Source organism: Luteimonas deserti, assembly GCF_013425765.1.
In the GTDB taxonomy this organism is placed as follows: domain Bacteria; phylum Pseudomonadota; class Gammaproteobacteria; order Xanthomonadales; family Xanthomonadaceae; genus Luteimonas; species Luteimonas deserti.
On sequence record NZ_JACCJZ010000020.1, the window covers coordinates 534,917 to 552,558 of the forward strand.

Annotated in this window: 16 protein-coding genes; 8 read left to right on the top strand and 8 right to left on the bottom strand. The window is 70.1% G+C overall.

Features of this window, described 5'->3' with window-relative positions; translation table 11 throughout:
- The first annotated feature begins 85 nt into the window (after positions 1–85).
- From H0E82_RS15080 to H0E82_RS15100, 5 genes are read left to right on the top strand one after another with little or no spacing between them, the layout of a single operon-like run.
- Positions 86–1,639: a M20/M25/M40 family metallo-hydrolase gene (locus H0E82_RS15080; protein WP_180546279.1), complete on the top strand. Its 1,554-nt coding sequence runs from the start codon at positions 86–88 to the stop codon at positions 1,637–1,639.
- Positions 1,636–2,199 carry a GNAT family N-acetyltransferase gene (locus tag H0E82_RS15085; RefSeq protein WP_180546280.1) on the top strand — a complete coding sequence of 188 codons (564 nt, stop codon included), beginning with the start codon at positions 1,636–1,638 and terminating at the stop codon, positions 2,197–2,199. Before H0E82_RS15080 ends, H0E82_RS15085 begins: the two co-directional genes overlap by 4 nt.
- 32 nt (positions 2,200–2,231) lie before the next feature.
- On the top strand, positions 2,232–3,011 hold the full coding sequence (locus H0E82_RS15090) for an SAM-dependent methyltransferase (RefSeq protein WP_180546281.1): 780 nt from the start codon (positions 2,232–2,234) through the stop codon (positions 3,009–3,011).
- A 44-nt stretch (positions 3,012–3,055) separates the two neighbouring features.
- A complete protein-coding gene (locus tag H0E82_RS15095) occupies positions 3,056–3,292 on the top strand; it encodes a hypothetical protein (RefSeq protein WP_180546282.1) in 237 nt (78 codons plus the stop codon).
- The gene (locus H0E82_RS15100; protein ID WP_180546283.1) at positions 3,267–5,156 is read left to right on the top strand and encodes a sensor domain-containing diguanylate cyclase; all 1,890 of its coding nucleotides are present in this window, start codon (positions 3,267–3,269) and stop codon (positions 5,154–5,156) included. Before H0E82_RS15095 ends, H0E82_RS15100 begins: the two co-directional genes overlap by 26 nt.
- Positions 5,157–5,186: 30 nt before the next feature.
- Here H0E82_RS15100 and H0E82_RS15105 read toward each other — a convergent pair whose 3' ends face one another.
- The 3 genes from H0E82_RS15105 to xseA all read right to left on the bottom strand — a co-directional run bounded on the left by H0E82_RS15105 (position 5,187) and on the right by xseA (position 10,129).
- Positions 5,187–6,647 (bottom strand): aldehyde dehydrogenase family protein, encoded by a 1,461-nt coding sequence (locus H0E82_RS15105; RefSeq protein ID WP_180546284.1) that lies wholly within the window; start codon positions 6,645–6,647, stop codon positions 5,187–5,189.
- A gap of 32 nt (positions 6,648–6,679) precedes the next feature.
- Entirely contained in the window at positions 6,680–8,326 is a 1,647-nt protein-coding gene (locus H0E82_RS15110; protein WP_180546285.1) for an acetolactate synthase large subunit, read from the bottom strand.
- A gap of 459 nt (positions 8,327–8,785) precedes the next feature.
- Positions 8,786–10,129 carry an exodeoxyribonuclease VII large subunit gene (gene xseA, locus H0E82_RS15115; RefSeq protein ID WP_180546286.1) on the bottom strand — a complete coding sequence of 448 codons (1,344 nt, stop codon included), beginning with the start codon at positions 10,127–10,129 and terminating at the stop codon, positions 8,786–8,788.
- A gap of 204 nt (positions 10,130–10,333) precedes the next feature.
- On the opposite strand from xseA, the gene H0E82_RS15120 reads away from it, so the two are divergent.
- Positions 10,334–10,861 (top strand): copper chaperone PCu(A)C, encoded by a 528-nt coding sequence (locus H0E82_RS15120; protein WP_180546287.1) that lies wholly within the window; start codon positions 10,334–10,336, stop codon positions 10,859–10,861.
- A gap of 6 nt (positions 10,862–10,867) precedes the next feature.
- On the opposite strand, the gene H0E82_RS15125 is transcribed toward H0E82_RS15120, so the two are convergent.
- Together H0E82_RS15125 and H0E82_RS15130 are read right to left on the bottom strand one after the other, a co-directional pair.
- Positions 10,868–11,440, bottom strand: a complete 573-nt coding sequence (locus H0E82_RS15125) for a response regulator transcription factor (protein WP_180546288.1) — start codon at positions 11,438–11,440, stop codon at positions 10,868–10,870.
- Positions 11,437–12,672: an ATP-binding protein gene (locus H0E82_RS15130; protein WP_180546289.1), complete on the bottom strand. Its 1,236-nt coding sequence runs from the start codon at positions 12,670–12,672 to the stop codon at positions 11,437–11,439. Before H0E82_RS15130 ends, H0E82_RS15125 begins: the two co-directional genes overlap by 4 nt.
- A 112-nt stretch (positions 12,673–12,784) precedes the next feature.
- Between H0E82_RS15130 and ispG the strand changes: the two genes are divergently transcribed.
- Both ispG and H0E82_RS15140 read left to right on the top strand, forming a co-directional pair.
- On the top strand, positions 12,785–14,080 hold the full coding sequence (ispG, locus tag H0E82_RS15135; RefSeq protein WP_180546290.1) for a flavodoxin-dependent (E)-4-hydroxy-3-methylbut-2-enyl-diphosphate synthase: 1,296 nt from the start codon (positions 12,785–12,787) through the stop codon (positions 14,078–14,080).
- The gene (locus H0E82_RS15140) at positions 14,070–14,822 is read left to right on the top strand and encodes a phosphatase PAP2 family protein (protein WP_180546291.1); all 753 of its coding nucleotides are present in this window, start codon (positions 14,070–14,072) and stop codon (positions 14,820–14,822) included. The genes ispG and H0E82_RS15140 overlap by 11 nt, the downstream gene beginning before the upstream one ends.
- 46 nt (positions 14,823–14,868) lie before the next feature.
- On the opposite strand, the gene H0E82_RS15145 is transcribed toward H0E82_RS15140, so the two are convergent.
- The 3 genes from H0E82_RS15145 to sbcB form a co-directional block, all read right to left on the bottom strand.
- Entirely contained in the window at positions 14,869–15,402 is a 534-nt protein-coding gene (locus H0E82_RS15145; protein ID WP_180546292.1) for a DUF2939 domain-containing protein, read from the bottom strand.
- 90 nt (positions 15,403–15,492) lie between these two features.
- A complete protein-coding gene (locus tag H0E82_RS15150) occupies positions 15,493–16,179 on the bottom strand; it encodes a DUF2461 domain-containing protein (protein ID WP_180546293.1) in 687 nt (228 codons plus the stop codon).
- Complete coding sequence (gene sbcB, locus H0E82_RS15155) at positions 16,176–17,633, bottom strand: exodeoxyribonuclease I (RefSeq protein WP_180546294.1); 1,458 nt, start codon at positions 17,631–17,633, stop codon at positions 16,176–16,178. Before sbcB ends, H0E82_RS15150 begins: the two co-directional genes overlap by 4 nt.
- Between the last annotated feature and the right edge of the window lie 9 nt (positions 17,634–17,642).

The window sequence follows — 17,642 nt, forward strand, 5'->3', positions numbered from 1 at the left end:
TCGCATGGGCGCGCAGACCCGGCCCCGGTTTGCGCGGACGCCGATCGCGGGCATGATCCGGTGACCTGACCCGGGAGTGCCAAGGATGCGCCTGCCCACCATCGCCCTGACGTCCGCGCTCGTGCTGGCGATCGCATCGGCCCACGCCGAGCGCCCCGTCTATCCGTTCACCACGCAGGCGCGGTTCGATTCCACCGCGGTGCCGGCCTACGCCGGCCGCCACGACGCGGTCTACGCGCACATCGACGCGCAGCAAGATGCGCACATTGCACAGCTGCAGCGCTGGGTGCGCCAGCGCTCGATCAGTGCCGAGAACGACGGCATCGACGCGATGGCCGATCTGCTGGCCGAGGATCTGCGCGGGCTGGGCTTCCAGGAGGTGCGTCGGGTGGAGACACCCGGCCATCCGGGCGTGCTCGGCCACTACGACGCCGGCGCGCCGGTCACGCTGGTGGTCTACATGATGTACGACGTGCAGCCGGTCGAGCCGAACTGGCGGATCGCCGATCCCTTCGCCGGCGAGCTGGTCGACCACGAGTTCGGCACCGTGCTGATGGCGCGTGGCGCGATGAACCAGAAAGGCCCGCAACGGGCATTTCTCAATGCGGTCGCGTCGATGCTGGCGGTCGACGGCACCTTGCCGGTCAACCTCTACGTCGTCGCCGAGGGCGAGGAGGAACTGGGTTCGCCGAACTTCGGTGCGGTACTGGCGCCCTGGCGCGAGCGGCTGCGCGCGGCCGACGGCGCGTTCTTTCCGATGCTGGTGCAGAGCGCCGCGGGCGATGCCCAGCTCAACCTCGGCGTGAAGGGCATCATCTATTTCGAACTCGAAGCGCGTGGCGGTGCGCGCGGCGGTCCGACCCGCGCGGAGATCCACGGCTCGTTCAAGTCCCTGGTCGACGCACCGGCGCTGCGCCTGGTGCAGGCCATCGCCTCGCTGACCTCGGCCGATGGCAATACGGTGGCGATTCCCGGCTACTACGAGGCGGTCACTCCGCCCACCGAAGCCGAGCAGTCCCTGGTCAACGCGCTGGCCGCGGATGTCGACGACGCCGCGCTGCAGCGCTCGCTCGGGGTGGAGCGCTGGGTGGACGGGCTGACCGGGCGCGAGGCCATCGTGCGCAACCTGTGGGAGCCGACGCTCAATATCGACGGCCTGTGGAGCGGCTACACCGGCGAGGGCATGAAGACCATCCTCCCGCACGTGGCCACGGCCAAGCTGGACTCGCGCCTGCCGCCCGGCCTCGAGCCCGACGCCGCCTACGCGATGATCCGCGCGCACCTGGACGCAGGCGGCTTCAGGGACATCGTGCTGCGTCCGCTGTCGGGCTATCCGGCCGCGTCGACCGCCGCCGACACGCCGCTGGTGCAGGCCGCGATCGGCGTCTTCAACAAATACGGCGTCAAGGCGCGCGTGGCGCCGTGGCTCGCGGGCAGCGCGCCGTTCTACCAGTTCACGCGCACGCTGGACCTGCCGTTCGTGTTCGGCGGCCTGGGCCACGGCTGGGGCGCACACGGGCCGGACGAGTACATGCTGATCCGCCCGGCCGAGGGCGTGGGTGCGGCGGGCCTGGCCGAGGTCGAGAAGTCCTATGTCGACCTGCTGCACGCGCTGGCCGAGGGTGCCCGCGCGCAATGAGCGGCGATGGCGGGCGCGTCGATGTGTCGGCGGTCTGGCCCGGCGCGTTCACCACCACGCGTCTGCGGGCCACACCGCTGTGCGAGGCCGATGGCGCGCTGTTCGCCGCGCTGTACGGCGATGCGGAGACGATGGCGCAGGTCGGCGCGCCGCTCGACGCGGACGCCGCGGGCCGCGCACTGGCGGCCGCGCTGCGCCAGATGCGCAGTGAGCCGCCCAGGGCGCGCTATTGGCGGCTGGACGAAGGGCCGCACGCTCTCGGGCTGTTGTCGCTGGTGGTCGACGCGGCGCGGACGACGGCCGAGACCGGCCTGCTGTTGGGCGCAGGCGCGCGCGCAAGGGGAATTGCCCGCGAAGCGCTGACGGCGCTGCTGCCGTACGTGCTCGGCACCGGTGGCCTCGATGCTGTGTGGACGCGCCATCGGACCGGCCACACCGCGGCGGAGGGCCTGATGCAGTCGCTCGGATTCGCGCCGCTCGATGCCGAGGCCGGCTGGATACGCTGGCGGATGGACCGGACGCGCCTGCAGCCGCTTGCCGCGACGCCGGTCACAGTCTAGATTGCCGCCTTCGCACGGGGGGCGGATCACGCATGGGCAGCCAGGGCCGATTGGCCTGTGTGGGTGTGGGCATGATGCTGGGCGCGCACCTGGGGCCCCGGGCCCGCCGCCACATCGAGACCGCGGACGTGGTGTTCGTCGCCGTCTCCGACCCGTTGGTGGAGCAGTGGGTGATGCGAATGAACCCCGACTGCCGCAGCCTGCAGCCGTTCTATCGCGAAGGCCGGTCGCGCCACCGCACCTATGCCGACATGGTCGAGGCGATGCTCGCCGAGGTCCGCGCTGGGCGCGAGGTCTGCGGGGCCTTCTACGGCCATCCGGGCGTGTTCGCCCGCGTGCCGCACCGGGCGATCGCCGCCGCGCGCGCCGAGGGCTTCCAGGCCGTGATGGAGCCGGGCATTTCGGCCGAGGACTGCCTGTATGCGGATCTGGGCGTCGACCCGGGCGAGGTCGGCTGCCAGCACTACGAGGCCAGCCAGTTCATGTTCTACCGCCGCGTCACCGATCCCTCCGCGTGGCTGGTGCTGTGGCAGGTGGGCGTGGCCGGAATCCGCGACACAGGCCGTTTCAGCAATACGGCCGCCGAGCGGGCGCTGCTGGTCGACCGTTTGTCGGAGGACTACCCCCTGGACCATGTCGTGACACTCTATGAAGCTGCTACGCTCGCGGTCGCGCGGCCCCGGGTGGAGCGGGTGCCGCTCAGGGGGCTCGTCGACGCCGCGCTGCACCAGCACACCACGCTCGTGGTGCCGCCGGGGCGGGCGATGGCGCGGAACGAAGCGATGTGGGCAGCCGCGGGTACCGGTGCGTGAGTCAGGTGTCCGCGGTGCCACCGTGTAGAACCAAGGGGGAATGAATGTTGGATGTGATCGCGGAACTTGAAGCCTACGGCATGGAGACGGCGTTCAACGTCGAAGTCGGAAGCTCCACAACGTTTGAGAGCGGCCAGTGGAATCTGCGACTCGGTTCGTCGGTGATGGCTTGTCTGATCATGACGCCAGACGGCGGAGAGACCGAACCACAGAGCGATCAACCGGATCAGGACGATGACGGTAAGCGGGACGAGGATGAGCAGGCCCCACTGGACGCGTAAGTCCGATTCTTCGTGGCGACGAGCGTTCGGCAGAGAGCGCCTGTTCGTATTTGCGCTTGTGCTTGCATTCTTCGGATGTGGACCATTGCAAGCGCAGCCATCATTGGATCGGCTGATTCAGGACGCCGATGCAGTGCGAACTTCGGATGCTCGCCGTTTTGCGGAGCTTCTGGGGCAAATCGACGCACTGGCCGAACAGGCGACGGCGCGACAGATCAACCGTATCCGTATGCTTCGGGTCCACCAGTCGATCACGACCGGACGTTCGGCAGAAGCGATCGTAGAGCTCAGACGGATCCTCGTCGATGCAGTGGACGCAGAGACTCGGTTTCTCGCAGCGTCCATGCTCGCAAATACGCACGCCGTCCAACGCCAGTTCGAGGACTCCCTCCGCGCGTTGGATGCCATGCTTCCGCTCGTCGAAGGCGTCGAGGATCGCGAACTCCGGCACCGTGGACTGATGGTCGCGGCGATCGTCTACAACCAGGTGGGCGAATACGGGCTTGCCTTGCGCCACGTCGAGACCGTGGCCCAGGACCAGCCTGTACCGCGGACCGTCTGTGCGATCGGGAGCATCACGCTGGAGGCGAAGAACGGGCTGGGTCAGTCGTTCGACGATCGCATGGCCCACGACGTGCTGGAGAAATGCGCCGACGAGCCGATCTTCGCGGCATTCGTGCGCTGGCATCTCGCCCGCCAGATGGAAGCCCAGGGACGTTTGAGCGACGCGATCGCCCTCCTGACCCGCCACTTGCCGGAGGTCGAGGCCACCGGGTATCCCTTCATCATCGCGCAGTACCACGCCGCGCTGGCGGAGCTGTCGATGAAGGCCGGCGAGCCGGCCGCGGCACGGGTCCATTCCGACAAGGCACTGTCGATCAGCACGGAGGCCATGTCGGCCGAAGCGATCGTCAAGGCGCACCATGTGCAGTACCTGCTCGCACTGCAGGGCAACGACATGGAGTCCGCGCTGTCTGCCTACAGGCTGTACGCCGAAGCCGAGCGTGCGCACTTCAATGACGTGAAGTCGCGCGAGATGGCCTATCAGGTCGTGCGCCACCAGTCGCTGCAGCAGGCGCAGCAGATCGAGCTGCTGCATCAGAAGAACGAAGTTCTGGAACTGCAGAAGCGGGTGACCGAGCAGCGTGCGCAGAACTGGCTGTTGCTGGCGTTGGTGCTCGTCGCCGGCATGACCTCGGTCGGCTACTGGGCCTACAAGACGAAGCGGCTGCAGGTGCGCCTGAAGCGCATGACCGAGACCGATGCGCTGACCGGAATCTGCAACCGGCAGCATTTTTCCGAGCGCGCGGGCAGTGCGCTCGCGCAGTGCGAGCGCGCTGGCGAACCTGCCGTGCTGGTCATGTTCGATCTCGATCACTTCAAGCAGGTCAACGACCGCTTCGGGCATGCCGCCGGAGACTGGGCCTTGCGTCAGGTCGCCGATGCGGTGCGTCCGCTGTGCCGGGGAATCGACGCATTCGGGCGCCTGGGCGGAGAGGAGTTCGCCCTGTTTCTCCCCGGTCTCGATGCGTCGGCGGCAGCGCGCCTGGCGAACGATGCCCAGGTCCGGATCCAGGCGATCGACGGCGCGGAGGATGGCTACGCGTTCCGTATCACCGCGAGTTTCGGTGTGGCCGACGTGGCCGATGGGCAGTACGACCTGACCTCGCTGATGCGTCAGGCCGATCAGGCGATGTATGCCGCAAAGCGCGGCGGCCGACGCCAGGTGCGCATCTACGATTCGGCGCTGGAGTCCGATGACGGCCCTCCGCCGCCGGTGGAGCTGCTGCGGGGTGTGGCACGGGACCCGGTGCCGGCGGCGACGACGCCCGCAGGCGCCGACGCGCGACGCGCGATCGCCTGACCGGCCTGTTTCGTATGGAAGCAACCCGGTTCAGGCCGGGTCGCGGATCACCAGCAGGCGTTCCTCGGTCATGTCGCGGATCGCGTACTTCACGCCTTCGCGGCCGATGCCGGAATCCTTGATGCCGCCGTAGGGCATGTTGTCCACCCGGAAGCTCGGCACGTCGCCGACCACGACGCCGCCGGCCTCGATCCGGTCCCAGGCCCGCATCGCGTGGGTGAGATTGCCGGTGAACACGCCGGCCTGCAGGCCGAAGTCGCTGTCGTTCACCCGCGCGATCGCCTCGTCGAAGCTGTCGACCGGTTCCAGCAGTGCGACCGGGCCGAAGACTTCCTTGCGCTCGAGATCCGCATCGCGCGGCACCTTCTCCAGCAGCGTCGCCGGAATGATGTTGCCCTCGCGCTTGCCGCCGGCGATGACCTTGGCGCCGGCCTTGCGGGCGGCATCGATCCAGGATTCGATCCGGTCGGCCGCATCGCTGTCGATGACCGGGCCGACGAAGGTGCTTTCGTCGCGCGGATCGCCGCTGCGCAGCGCGCCGATCGCCTTCTTGAGCTTGCGGCGCAGGGCCTCGTGCACGCTGCGGTGCGCGTAGATGCGTTGCACGCCGATGCAGCTCTGGCCGGACTGGTAATACGCGCCGAACACGAGGCGCTCGACCACCTTGTCCAGCGGCAGGCCCGGATCCTCGTCGACGATGCAGGCCGCATTGCCGCCGAGTTCCAGCACGACCTTCTTCTTGCCGGCGCGCGCCTTGAGATCCCAGCCGATCAGGCCGCCGGTGAAACTCAGCAGCGCGATGCGCTCGTCCTCGGTCAGTGCCGCTGCGTCCTCGTTGCTGCACGGAATCACCGAGAACGCACCCTTGGGCAGGTCGGTTTCGGCCAAAATCTCGCCGATGATCAGCGCGCCGACCGGCGTCTTCGCGGCCGGCTTGAGCACGAAGGGGCAGCCGGCCGCGATGGCCGGTGCGACCTTGTGCGCGACCAGGTTCAACGGGAAGTTGAACGGCGTGATGAAGCTGCACACGCCGATCGGCACCCGCTTGACCATGCCGCGATAGCCGCGCGTTCGCTCGGAGATCTGCAGCTCGATCACTTCGCCTTCGCCGCGCGTGGCCTCGCCGGCGGCGATGCGGAACGTATCGATCAGGCGGGTGACTTCGCCACGCGCATCCTTGATCGGCTTGCCGGCCTCGATGCAAAGCGCCAGCGCGAGCTCCTCATAGCGTTCCTCGAAGCGGCGCACGCAGTGCTCGAGCACGTCGCGGCGCTTGTCGGGCGGGAAATCGGCCATCGGCCCGCGCGCCTTGTGCGCGGCGACGATCGCCTTGCGGATCGCCGCGGCGTCGCCCATCGCCACGCGCGTGGCGACCTTGCCGCTGTACTTGTCGCGCACCTCGAGATCGGTGTTCGCGGCCACCGCGGCATTGGCGAGGTAGTAGGGATAGCTGCGGGCGAGGCCCGGCGTGGTCTTCGATGTCTTGGCCATTGCGGGAGACTCCGGTTGCGGTCGCGGGGACCTCAGTCGAGGGCGGCGCTGCGCCGTGGGATATCGGCGTTGAGCAGGGCGTCGTCGAGGCTGTAGTCGATGGCGAGATCGATCAGGTCGACCCCGGGAGTGGCCAGGGCATCGCGCAGGGTCGAGGCGAAGGCCTCGGCGCTCGCGGGGCGATGGCCGCGCGCACCGAACGCTTCAGCGTAGCGTACGAAGTCCGGGTTGCCGTAGTCCATTCCGTAGCTGGGATAGTCCTCGTGCTGCTGTTTCCACTTGATCATGCCGTAGGCATCGTCACGCAGCACCACGACCACCAGGTCCACGCCGAGCCGTACGGCGGTCTCGAGCTCCTGCGAGTTCATCATGAAGCCACCGTCGCCGCACACTGCGACGACCTTGCGATCGGGATGCACGAGCGCGGCGGCGATGGCCGAAGGCAGGCCGGCACCCATCGTGGCCAGCGCGTTGTCCAGCAGCAGGGTGTTCGGCGCACGGCACCGGTCGTTGCGCGCGAACCAGATCTTGTACAGGCCGTTGTCGAGACAGACGATGTCGGTGTCCGACAGCACCCCGCGGAGCGACTGCACCAGATGCGGAATGCGCATCGGAAAATGTGTATCGCCGGCGAGCGTGGCGATGTCCTCGCACAGCGCCGTGCGCACCCGGTCGAAGAAGGCGAAGTCCCAGTGCGGTTGCGGGTCGAGCGCTTCGGCCAGCTGCCATACCGCGTTCGCGATGTCGCCGATCACCTCGATCTGCGGGAAGTACACCTGGTCGACCGCCGCGCTCAGGTAATTGACGTGGATCACCGTGCGTCGGCCATCGTGCATCGCGAACGGCGGCTTCTCGATCACGTCGTGCCCGATGTTGATGATGCAGTCCGCAGCCTCGATGGCGCGGTGCACGAAATCGTCCTTCGACAGCGCTGCGGTGCCGAGCCACAGCGGATGCCGCTCGTCGAGAACGCCCTTGCCCATCTGGGTGCTGAAGAAGGGAATCCCGAGCCGGTCGACGAAGGCGCGGAGCATCTTCGAGGTCGTCTTGCGGTTGGCGCCCGCGCCGATCATCAGCAGCGGGTGCTTCGCGGAACGGACGGCCTCGGCGGCGCGGGCGACCGCCTTGTGTTCGGCCAGGGGCCGGCGCGCGTGCGAGGGCGGCAACAGTGACGCTTCGGTGTCGTCGCCGGCCACGTCCTGTGGAAGCTCGAGATGGGTGGCGCCGGGGCGCTCTTCCTCGGCCAGGCGGACGGCTTCGCGGACGCGCGCGGGAATGCTGTCGGCGGCGACCAGCTGGCGGGTGTACTTGGTGAGAGGCCGCATCATGTCGACGATGTCGACGATCTGGAAATGGCCCTGTCTGCTGCTGCGGATCGGCTTCTGCCCGGTCAGCATCAGCATCGGCATCGCACCGAGCTGGGCGTAGGCCGCGGCGGTCACCAGGTTGGTCGCGCCGGGGCCAAGGGTCGCCAGGCACACGCCGGCGCGTCCGGTCAGTCGTCCGACCGTCGCCGCCATGAACCCGGCGGCCTGCTCGTGCCGGGTGAGCACCAGCTCGATCGGCGAGGCGCGCAGGGATTCGAGCAGGTCGAGATTCTCTTCGCCGGGAATGCCGAAGACATGGGTGACGCCTTCGGCCTCCAGCGCCGAGACGAACAGGTCGGACGCCTTGGTCATTGCGCGCAGCTCCGTCGTGACAGCGGCGCCCAGCATGTCAGCCTGCACGTGAGCGACGGGCGAGGGCACCCGGAACGCTGCGTGTCACGGCCGCCTCCGTATGCGCAGGGTCCGAGGCCGACGCAAGGCCGTCGGTCCGCGCTCTGCACGTCCGGAATCCCTCCGGAACGCCTCGGCCGCGATCCGGTCCCGTCGAGCGGGCGGATGATCGCGCCGGTCTCGCCAAAGTGGGATCGGAGCGACCCGGCGGTGTCACGGGGTGAGGCGGTGTCGGGTCCGACCGTCGGCAGGTTCGGTCGCGGCAACCGCGGCCATCGAGGCGGCGAAGGCTGTCGCAGATCTGCGCCCGGTCCGGCCCGACTCACTCTGCACGGAGGGGAGGCGACCTCCAAGCACGCGGGCGGGTCCACCGCGCCCGTTCCGCGAGCAAGGGGGCGGCGTGCCGCCAGGACGGGTCGTTCAGCCGCGGTCCGGCTCCACGTGCAGGCGCAGCCGACCGTCCACCACGCGGGCCTCGACCGTGTCCCCGGCGACGACGTCGCGCACGCTGCGCACCACGCTGCCATCGTCGCGCTGCAGGATGCTGTAGCCACGGGCGATCGTGGCAAGCGGGCTTACCGCCTCCAACGAGCGGGCGAGACCGCGCAGCTGCAGGGCGTCGCGCTGGAGGCGCTGCGCGAGCGCCGCACCGGGCCGTCCGCGCAGGCGCGCCAGACGCTCGCGCAGCGGCTGCAGACGCCGTGCCGGGGCGTGCGCCCGGAGCCCGGCCTCCGCATGGCGGAGACGGGCGCGCTGCTGGTGCAGCTGGCGCTCCAGCGCGGCCGCGAGCCGCCGCAAGGCGGTGGCCTGGCGGATGCGCAGGGCATCGAGCCGCGCCTGCGGACGCAGGGCCTGCAGGCGCAGGGCCAGGCGGTCCACGCGCTGCGCCCGGGCCTGCGCCGCGCGCAGTTGCGCGCCGTCCACGCGCCGCCCGAGCTGGCGGATGCGACCGAGCAGGTCCCCCCGGTCCGGAGTCAGCAGTTCGGCCGCGGCCGACGGGGTGGGCGCGCGCAGGTCGGCCGCGAAATCGCAGAGGCTGAAGTCGGTTTCGTGACCCACGGCCGAAACCACCGGAACCGGCGCGCGCGCCACCGCCCGGACCAGCGCCTCGTCGTTGAACGCCCACAGGTCCTCGAGCGAACCGCCACCGCGGGTCAGCAGCAGGGCGTCGTAACGACCCGAAGCGCCGGCGGCCTCGAGCATGCGCAGCAGCTGGGCCGGCGCCTCGGCGCCCTGCACCAGGGCCGGCAGGATATCGACCTCCAGCAGCGGGAAGCGTCTCGCGAGCACGCTGAGCACGTCGCGCACGGCCGCACCCGAGGGCGAGGTGATCACGCCGAGCCGCCCCGGAAAGGCCGGCAGCGGGCGCTTGCGTGTGGCGTCGAACAGGCCTTCGGCCTGCAGCCTCGCCTTCAGGGCGTCGAACTCGCGGCGCAGCGCGCCCTCGCCGGCTTCCTCCATCGTGTCGAGGATCAGCTGGTAATCACCGCGCGCCTCGTACAGCGTGACCCGGCCCCGCGCACGCACCTGCAAGCCGTCGCGTGGAACGAAGCGCAGCCACTGGCTCTTGGGCTTGAACAGCGCGCAGCGCACCTGCGCGCGGGCATCCTTCAGAGTGAAATAGAGATGCCCCGATGCCGGGCGCGACACGTTGCACAGCTCGCCTTCGACCAGCACCTGCGGGAAGGCGTCCTCGAGCAGGCCGCGCGCGAGCGTATTGAGCTGACTCGGGGTGAGAACGGCGGGGCCGGGCGCGTCGTGCATCACGACAGGATACCGGGGCGGGGCGGGTCCGGCTGCGACACCCGGTCGCATGGGCGGCACCAGGGGATGCGTCTAGCCTGCACGACCGCGTGATCGACGGCTGCGGACGCGGCCGCCGGACGTCGCGCCGCTGCGCGGACCGGCATGCGCGCAGCGATAATCGACCCCCGCCGGCGTGCCCGCCGGCATCGCTTGGAGTGCGCCATGTCCCTATGTTTCCGTCTCGTCGCCGTCTGTGCCGCCGCGCTCGTCCTCGGCGCCTGCCGGGCGCCCGCACCGGCCGATGCGGACGCCGGCACCGGCGCGGCCGGGGCCGTGGCCGTGGAGGAGGGTGTTTCGGTGAGCGACACATGGATCCGCGAGACCCCGCCCACCGCGGCCGTGGCCGGCGGCTACCTCACGCTGCGCAGCGGCGCCGACGATCGCCTGGTCCGGGTGGAGACCGCGGCCGCCGCCAGCGTCGAGATCCACGAGATGCGCCACGACGGCGGCATGATGCGCATGCGCGAACTGCCCGACGGGGTGCCCCTGCCGGCCGGCGCGGAAGTGCGTCTGGCGCCCGGCGGCAACCACCTGATGTTCATCGGGCCGGTGGAACCGATGCGCGCCGGTGCCGCGATCGACGCGACCCTGGTGTTCGAGCACGCGCCGCGCCAGGACGTGCGTTTCGAGGTCCGGCCGCTCGCCGGCGATGCCCCGGCTGCCGGCGGCCACGACGGCCACGCGCACTGAGCGAAGTCAGTCGAACGGCGGGCGCCGCTCCGGCCCGGGGCGCTTGGCCAGCTTGCGTTGCAGGGATCGGCGGTGCATGCCGAGCAGGCGCGCAGTGGCGGAGATGTTGCCACCGGTCTCGTTGAGCGCCTGCTGGATGTGCTCCCACTCCAGCCGGTGCAGCGGAATCATCGTCGGACTTTCGAGCGATGCGTCCTCCTCGCGCTCGCCGGCGTCCGGTGCGGGCGCGAGGGCGGCGTCGAGCAGGATCCGCTGCAGGGTATCGGCCGAGACCGGCTTGGGCAGATAGTCGTCGGCGCCGCGCTTGATCGCCTCGACCGCGGTGGCGATGCTCGCGTAGCCGGTGACGAGCAGAATGCGCATGTCGGCGCGGATCGCGCGCAGAGGCTCGATCAGTCCGAGGCCCGACGTCTCGCCGAGCTTGAGGTCGACCAGCGCGAAATCCGGCCGCGTGCGCGCGGCCACCGCCAGCGCCGCCGCCGCGTCGGGTGCGGTTTCGCACTCGATGCCGCGCCGGCGCAGCGCGCGTTGCAGCGCCTCGAGGTACAGCGTGTCGTCGTCGACCAGCAGACCGTTCATCGCGGCGCCCCAGTCGATGCGGGCGCGTCGTCCACCGGGACCCGGAAGTGCACACGGGCACCGCCGCCGTCCGCTTCTTCCATGTCCAGCTCGCCGCCGATCTGCTCGATCGCGGCATGCGACAGCGCGAGGCCGATGCCGAGGCCGTCCGGCTTGCCGCTGCGGAACAGCACCGGCAGGAACGGCGCCTGGGCGTCGAATCCGGTGCCGTAATCGCGGATCGCCCCGTGGAGCACGCCGTCGTCGATCTGCAGTCGCAGGTCCACCCGGCGGCTGCCGTTGGCCTCGCTGGCATCGGCGGCGTTGTTGAGCAGGGCGAGCAGCAGGTGGCCGATGGTGCGTTCGACGCGCTGGTGCGGGCCGGCGTTGCCTTCGCGCGCCAGCACGATCGCCGGACGCACCAGCTGCCAGTGTTCGAGCACGCGACCGATGTCGACGCGGGTGCTGGCCATCGGATCGGCCGGATCGGCCAGCGAGCGCACGCGGTCGCGGCAGGTGTCGACCAGGCGACGCAACGTGGCCACGTCGGCAGCACCGTCGCTGCCCAGCGCGCTGGTGTCCAGATCGTCCAGCAGCAGGGTCATCGTGCCCAGCGGCGTATTGAGTTCGTGGGCGACCGACGCGGCGTGCGTGGCCAGGGCGAGGATGCCCTCGTTGCGCACGAAGCGTTCGCGCAGGGCGGCCAGCTCGCGCTCGCGCCGGTCGCGGGCGGCGGCGAGGCGCACCAGGAAATACAGCACCAGGCCCAGCGAGAGTACGAAATTGACCGCCATGCCGGCCAGGTGCAGATCGAAGCCGTCGTGCAGGTGCGGCAGGGGCTGGCCGAACTGCACCGCCAGCAGGTAGCCCATCAGTCCGGCCAGCGCGCTGGCCACCGCCCAGGCCGCGGGCAGCGCCATCGCGGTCAATGCGATCGGCAGCAGGAACAACGACGCGAACGGATTGGCGATGCCCCCGGTCCAGGCGATCAACCAGGAGAGCACCGCGGTGTCGAGCAGCACGTGGGCGAAGGCTTCGGCCGGGACCGCGTCGCGGCTGCTGCGCAGGCGCAGATGGACGGCCACGTTGAAGAGCGCGAGCAGGGCCACCGGCCCCCACAGAGGGCCCGGCGGGAGAGCCATGTGGAAGCCCTGGGTGGCCCACAGGATGGTCAGCGACTGCCCGCCCACCGCCAGCCAGCGCAGGCTGTAGAGGGTGCGCAGCAGGGCGGTGGCGGGAGGCTGGGGATGCACCGGGTCATCCTAGAGCACGCCCGCGCCGACCGCCCTGCGGCAGGCGGTCGCACCCGGCGCCGGTTTCGCGGCGCGTCAGCGCCGGTCACCGGCAAGCCGGTAAACTGCGTGCATGTCCGCCCAGTCCGTCGCCGCGCCTGCCGCCTGCCTGTCCGATCCCGTCGCCTTGCCCGCCTTCGGCGCCGCGCCGCGCCGCGGCACGCGCCAGGTGCACGTGGGCGGTGTCGCCCTCGGCGGCCACGCGCCGGTGGTGGTGCAGTCGATGACCAATACCGACACCGCCGACGTCGCCGGCACCGCCAGGCAGATCGGCGAGCTGTGGCGCGCGGGTTCCGAGCTGGTGCGCATCACGGTCAACAATCCCGAATCGGCGGCCGCCGTGCCGCGGATCGTCGAGCGGCTGGCGATGCAGGGCATCGAGGTGCCGATCATCGGCGACTTCCACTACAACGGGCACCAGCTGCTGGCCGGCGAGCCGGCCTGCGCCGAGGCACTGGCGAAGTACCGCATCAATCCGGGCAACGTCGGCTTCGGCAAGAAGCGCGACACCCAGTTCGCCCAGCTGATCGAATTCGCGATGCGCTACGGCAAGCCGGTGCGCATCGGTGCGAACTGGGGATCGCTCGACCAGTCGCTGGCGGCCACGCTGATGGACGAGAACGCTCGGCGCGCCGTGCCCTGGGACGCAGGAAAGGTGTTGCGCGAAGCGCTGATCCGCTCGGCGGTGGATTCCGCCGAACGCGCGGTGGAGCTGGGCCTCGGCCGCGACCGCATCGTGCTCAGTGCCAAGGTCAGCGGCGTGCAGGAACTGGTCGCGGTTTACCGCGACCTCGCCGCGCGCTGCGATTTCGCGCTGCATCTGGGGCTCACCGAAGCCGGCATCGGCAGCAAGGGCATGGTGGCCTCCAGCGCCGCGCTGGCGATCCTGATGCAGGAAGGCATCGGCGACACCATCCGCATTTCGCTGACGCCCGAGCCCGGCGCCTCGCGCACCAAGGAGGTCGTCGTCGCCCAGGAACTGCTGCAGACCATGGGCCTGCGCGCGTTCACGCCGATGGTCACCGCCTGCCCGGGCTGCGGCCGCACCACCTCCGAGTTCTTCCAGGAGCTGGCCGGCGTGGTCCAGGACCACGTGCGCGAGAAAATGCCGGAGTGGAAGATCACCCATCCGGGCGCTGAGAACATGACGCTCGCGGTGATGGGCTGCGTGGTCAACGGGCCGGGCGAATCGCGCCACGCCAACATCGGCATCTCGCTGCCCGGTACCGGCGAGGCGCCCTCGGCGCCGGTGTTCATCGACGGCGAGAAGGCGGTGACGCTGCGCGGCGAGAACATCGCGCACGAATTCGTCGCGCTGGTCGACGACTACGTGCACCGCCATTACGGGCGCGGTGCCGATGGCGCCTGACGCCGGCGAGGTCCTCGTTGAGGGCTCGCGCGCGACAGGCGGTCTGCTGCGGCGCCACGGCTGGAAGGTCCTGCTGCTGTTCCTCGGCGTGCTGCTGCCGATGTGGGTGTTCATGGAACTCGCCGACGAGATCCATGAGTCGGAGACCATCGCGTTCGACGAGCCGATCCTGATGTTCGCCAACGGCATGGCGCGCGAGGGCTTCGACCGGATCTTCCTGTTCTTCTCCGAGCTCGGCTACGCCTGGGGCGTGGTGCCGGCCGACATCGGCCTGGTCGTGGTGATGCTGGCCCTGCGACGCTGGCGGCACGCGGTGTTCGTGGCCCTGTCGACCGGTGGCTCGGCCCTGCTCAACATGGCGACCAAGCAACTGTTCGCGCGCGAGCGGCCCGGCCTGTGGGAGTCGATCGCGCCGGAAGCGACCTTCAGTTTCCCCAGCGGACACGCGATGGGCTCGGCGACGCTGGCGATGGTGCTGGTGCTGCTGGCCTGGCCGACCCGCGCGCGCTGGTGGGTGGTGGCCGCGATGGCCGTGTTCGTGCCGATGGTCGGGCTGTCCAGGATCTACCTCGGCGTGCATTACCCCTCCGACATTCTGGCCGGCTGGGCGGCGGCGTCGATCTGGGTGGTGGGCGTCTATCTGGTGCTGTATCACCCGCCGCGCGGCGGGTGGCGGCGGCGACGCGGCCCGGGCCACGGCGATGCCATTGCACTCGAGGCACGCGCGTCGGATCGACGCTGAGCGCGGATCGCGCTGCAGCCGGCCGGCCATCCCGGCGCCCGGCGATCTACAGCGGAAGGCGGATGTCCGACAGGCGCCAGCGGATGCCCGAGCGCGTGAGCACGAACATCACCGGACGCCCGGCCTCGTCGTGGACGGTCGCGGTGAAGCGCGAAGGCGACTCGTAGCGATAGACGGCGTCGGCGAGCGGAGCGGGACCGGTGCGCTCGGTGCCGTCGCGAAGCAGGGGCGCGCCGCCGGCCAGGCTCCAGAGGCGCCGGCCACGCATCAGTGCGGCCAGGCCGACCGGGTTGACCATCGCGTCGACGCCCGTGCCCGCCGCGCGCGAGGCGATGTTCAGACCGATCGCGCCGAGCAGGCTGGACTGGACGTCCGCGCCGGCCTCACGGACCATCGCATCCGACACCTGCAGGCGCAGGCTGTGGCGCAAGGCGGGAAAATCGACCTGTCGTGACAGCGCCCTGGAGTCTTCGTCCTGCACCGCGTTGCGGATCGCATGCATGGTCAGGTACGGGCCTGCCGCGGTGTAGGCGAGCAGCAGCACGGCGATGGCCAGAGCGAGCCAGGCGAGTTTCTTCACGGACGGCTCCTCTTCGGCGCGGACCGGCGATTGTCACCGGGGCCGGCGCGGGCCGGATGAACGGCGCGTGGAACGAGACGACGCGCGGACTCAGAACTCCAGGTCGAGCGCGGCGCACAGATAGTCCACGAACGGGCCCAGGGTGACGAGATCCCTGGCGATGGTCCTGCGCAGGTTCGGCCCGGTCATTGTCGCGTCGTCCAGCGAGCGCCAGAACACCCAGTTGCGATGCTTGAGATCCTCGACGAACTCGAAATCGGCGGGAAATCCGCGCGGCGCACGTACCAGCCGTTCACTGGTCTCCAACTCGAACGCCTTGCGCAGCTTCGGCGCGTGCGCGGCGGCCTTCCAGCCGCCCGGGTTGTCGACGATGAACTGGCGCACGCGGCGCTGGGTCTCCGACTCGGGATGCCACAAGCCCGCGCCGACGAAGCTCTCGCCAGGCTGCAGGTGGATGTAGAACGACGGTGCCGGCACCTCCCGCCGGCGCGCATGGAACAGCCGCGCACCCTGCCAGGTCTTGTAGGGCGACTTGTCGTTGGAGAACCGGGCGTCGCGGTGGATCCGGAACAGCGATCCGCCGACGGTGCGGGGGTCGGCGCGGAACTGCGGACTCACCGCAGCGACATCGGGTTGCAGGTCGCCGATCAGGCGCAGGAACGGTTGGCGCACGTGCGCTTCGTAGTCGGCGCGGTGGGCCTCGAACCAGGGCTTCTCGTTGTTGCGGGCGAGGCTGCGCAAAAAGCGCAGGCTCCTGTCATTGAAGTAGACCGTCATGCGGGATCCGTGCCGTGGAGCTGGACGTGCAGTTCCCGGCCCCAGTCGCGCAGGGCGTCGAGCAGGGCGAGGCGCTGCGGCTGACCGGTATTTTCGGCGCACAGGGCGTCGATCAGGGTGAAATAGCCGGCGAAATCATGTTCGGACTGCAGCGTGCCCGGGGCCAGGCGCGCGCGGCGGCACGCATCCCAGCGCCGGCGTTCCTCGGTCGACAGGGTGTCGGGCCAGTTGCGCGCGCGGTACCGGAACAGCAGCTCGTCGAGCCGCTGGTCCTCGAAGCCGAAATCGCGCATGGCAAGCTGGGTCGGCGGCGTCGCCCGCACCTGCTGCACGCGTCGGCGGTCGCCGTCGCCGAAGAAGCCGCCGTACAGCGAGCCGTCGACGTCCGGGGCCGGGAACTCGCGCTCCACCGCGAACACCTCGCGCACCTTGGCCGCCAGCGCCGGCCCGGCCGCGCGCAGCCGGGCGGCGCGACCCTCGACGGCATCGACATCGATCGACAGGCGCTCGAAATCCTCCGCACGCAGATGCGTCCAGGCGACGAGGGCCGGGCAGCGGTTGCTGTGCACCTCCTTGAGCGGGATCCGCGCGACGCCTTCGGGCAGATCCTCGCGGCGCGCGAACACGCGCGCGGCGATCGCGTCGGCATCCAGATCCAGCAGCGCGTCGGGTTCGGCGTCGAGGTCGAATACCACGACCCGGGTGTCGATCTTCGGATGCCGGGCGAGCGGCAGCACCGGCGCGGCGCACAGGCGCGCGGCCGGATAGCGCTGCGAGACGTGCAGCACCGGCGTCATGCCGATGGTGTCGAGCAGCGAGGACGCATGCCGCTTGTCGCGCAGCCGGGCGGCGTAGTCCCACAGCCGCGGCTGCGCGGCACGCATCAGCCGGGCGATGCCGATCAGTGCACGCACGTCCGACAGGGCCTCGTGCGCATCGCCGGTGCGCACGCCGTTGGCGGCGGCCAGGTGTTCGAGCTTGAACGACGTGGCGCCGTCTTCGCGCTGCGGCCAGGTCAGGCCCTCGGGCCGCAAGGCATGCCACAGGCGCATCACGTCGAGCAGGTCCCAGCGGCAATTGCCGCCGCGCCACTCGCGTTCGTAGGGATCGAAGAAATTGCGGAACAGGCCGAAGCGCACGAACTCGTCGTCGAAACGCAGTGAGTTGTAGCCGAGGGTGCAGGTCTTGGGACGCGCCATCTCGTCGAAGATCCGGGCGAACGCGTCGGCTTCCGGAATGCCGTCGCGCATGGCCTGCTGCGGCGTGATGCCGGTGACCAGCGTCGCCGCCGGCGAGGGCAGCAGATCGTCCGCGGGGCGCACGAACAGGTCGATCGGATCCTCGATCTCGTTGAGCGCGGCATCGGTGCGGATCGCCGCGAACTGGGCGATCCGGCTGCGCCGCGGGTCGGTGCCGAACGTCTCGAGGTCGTAGAAAAGAAAGCTGTCGGTCATTGCGCAAGT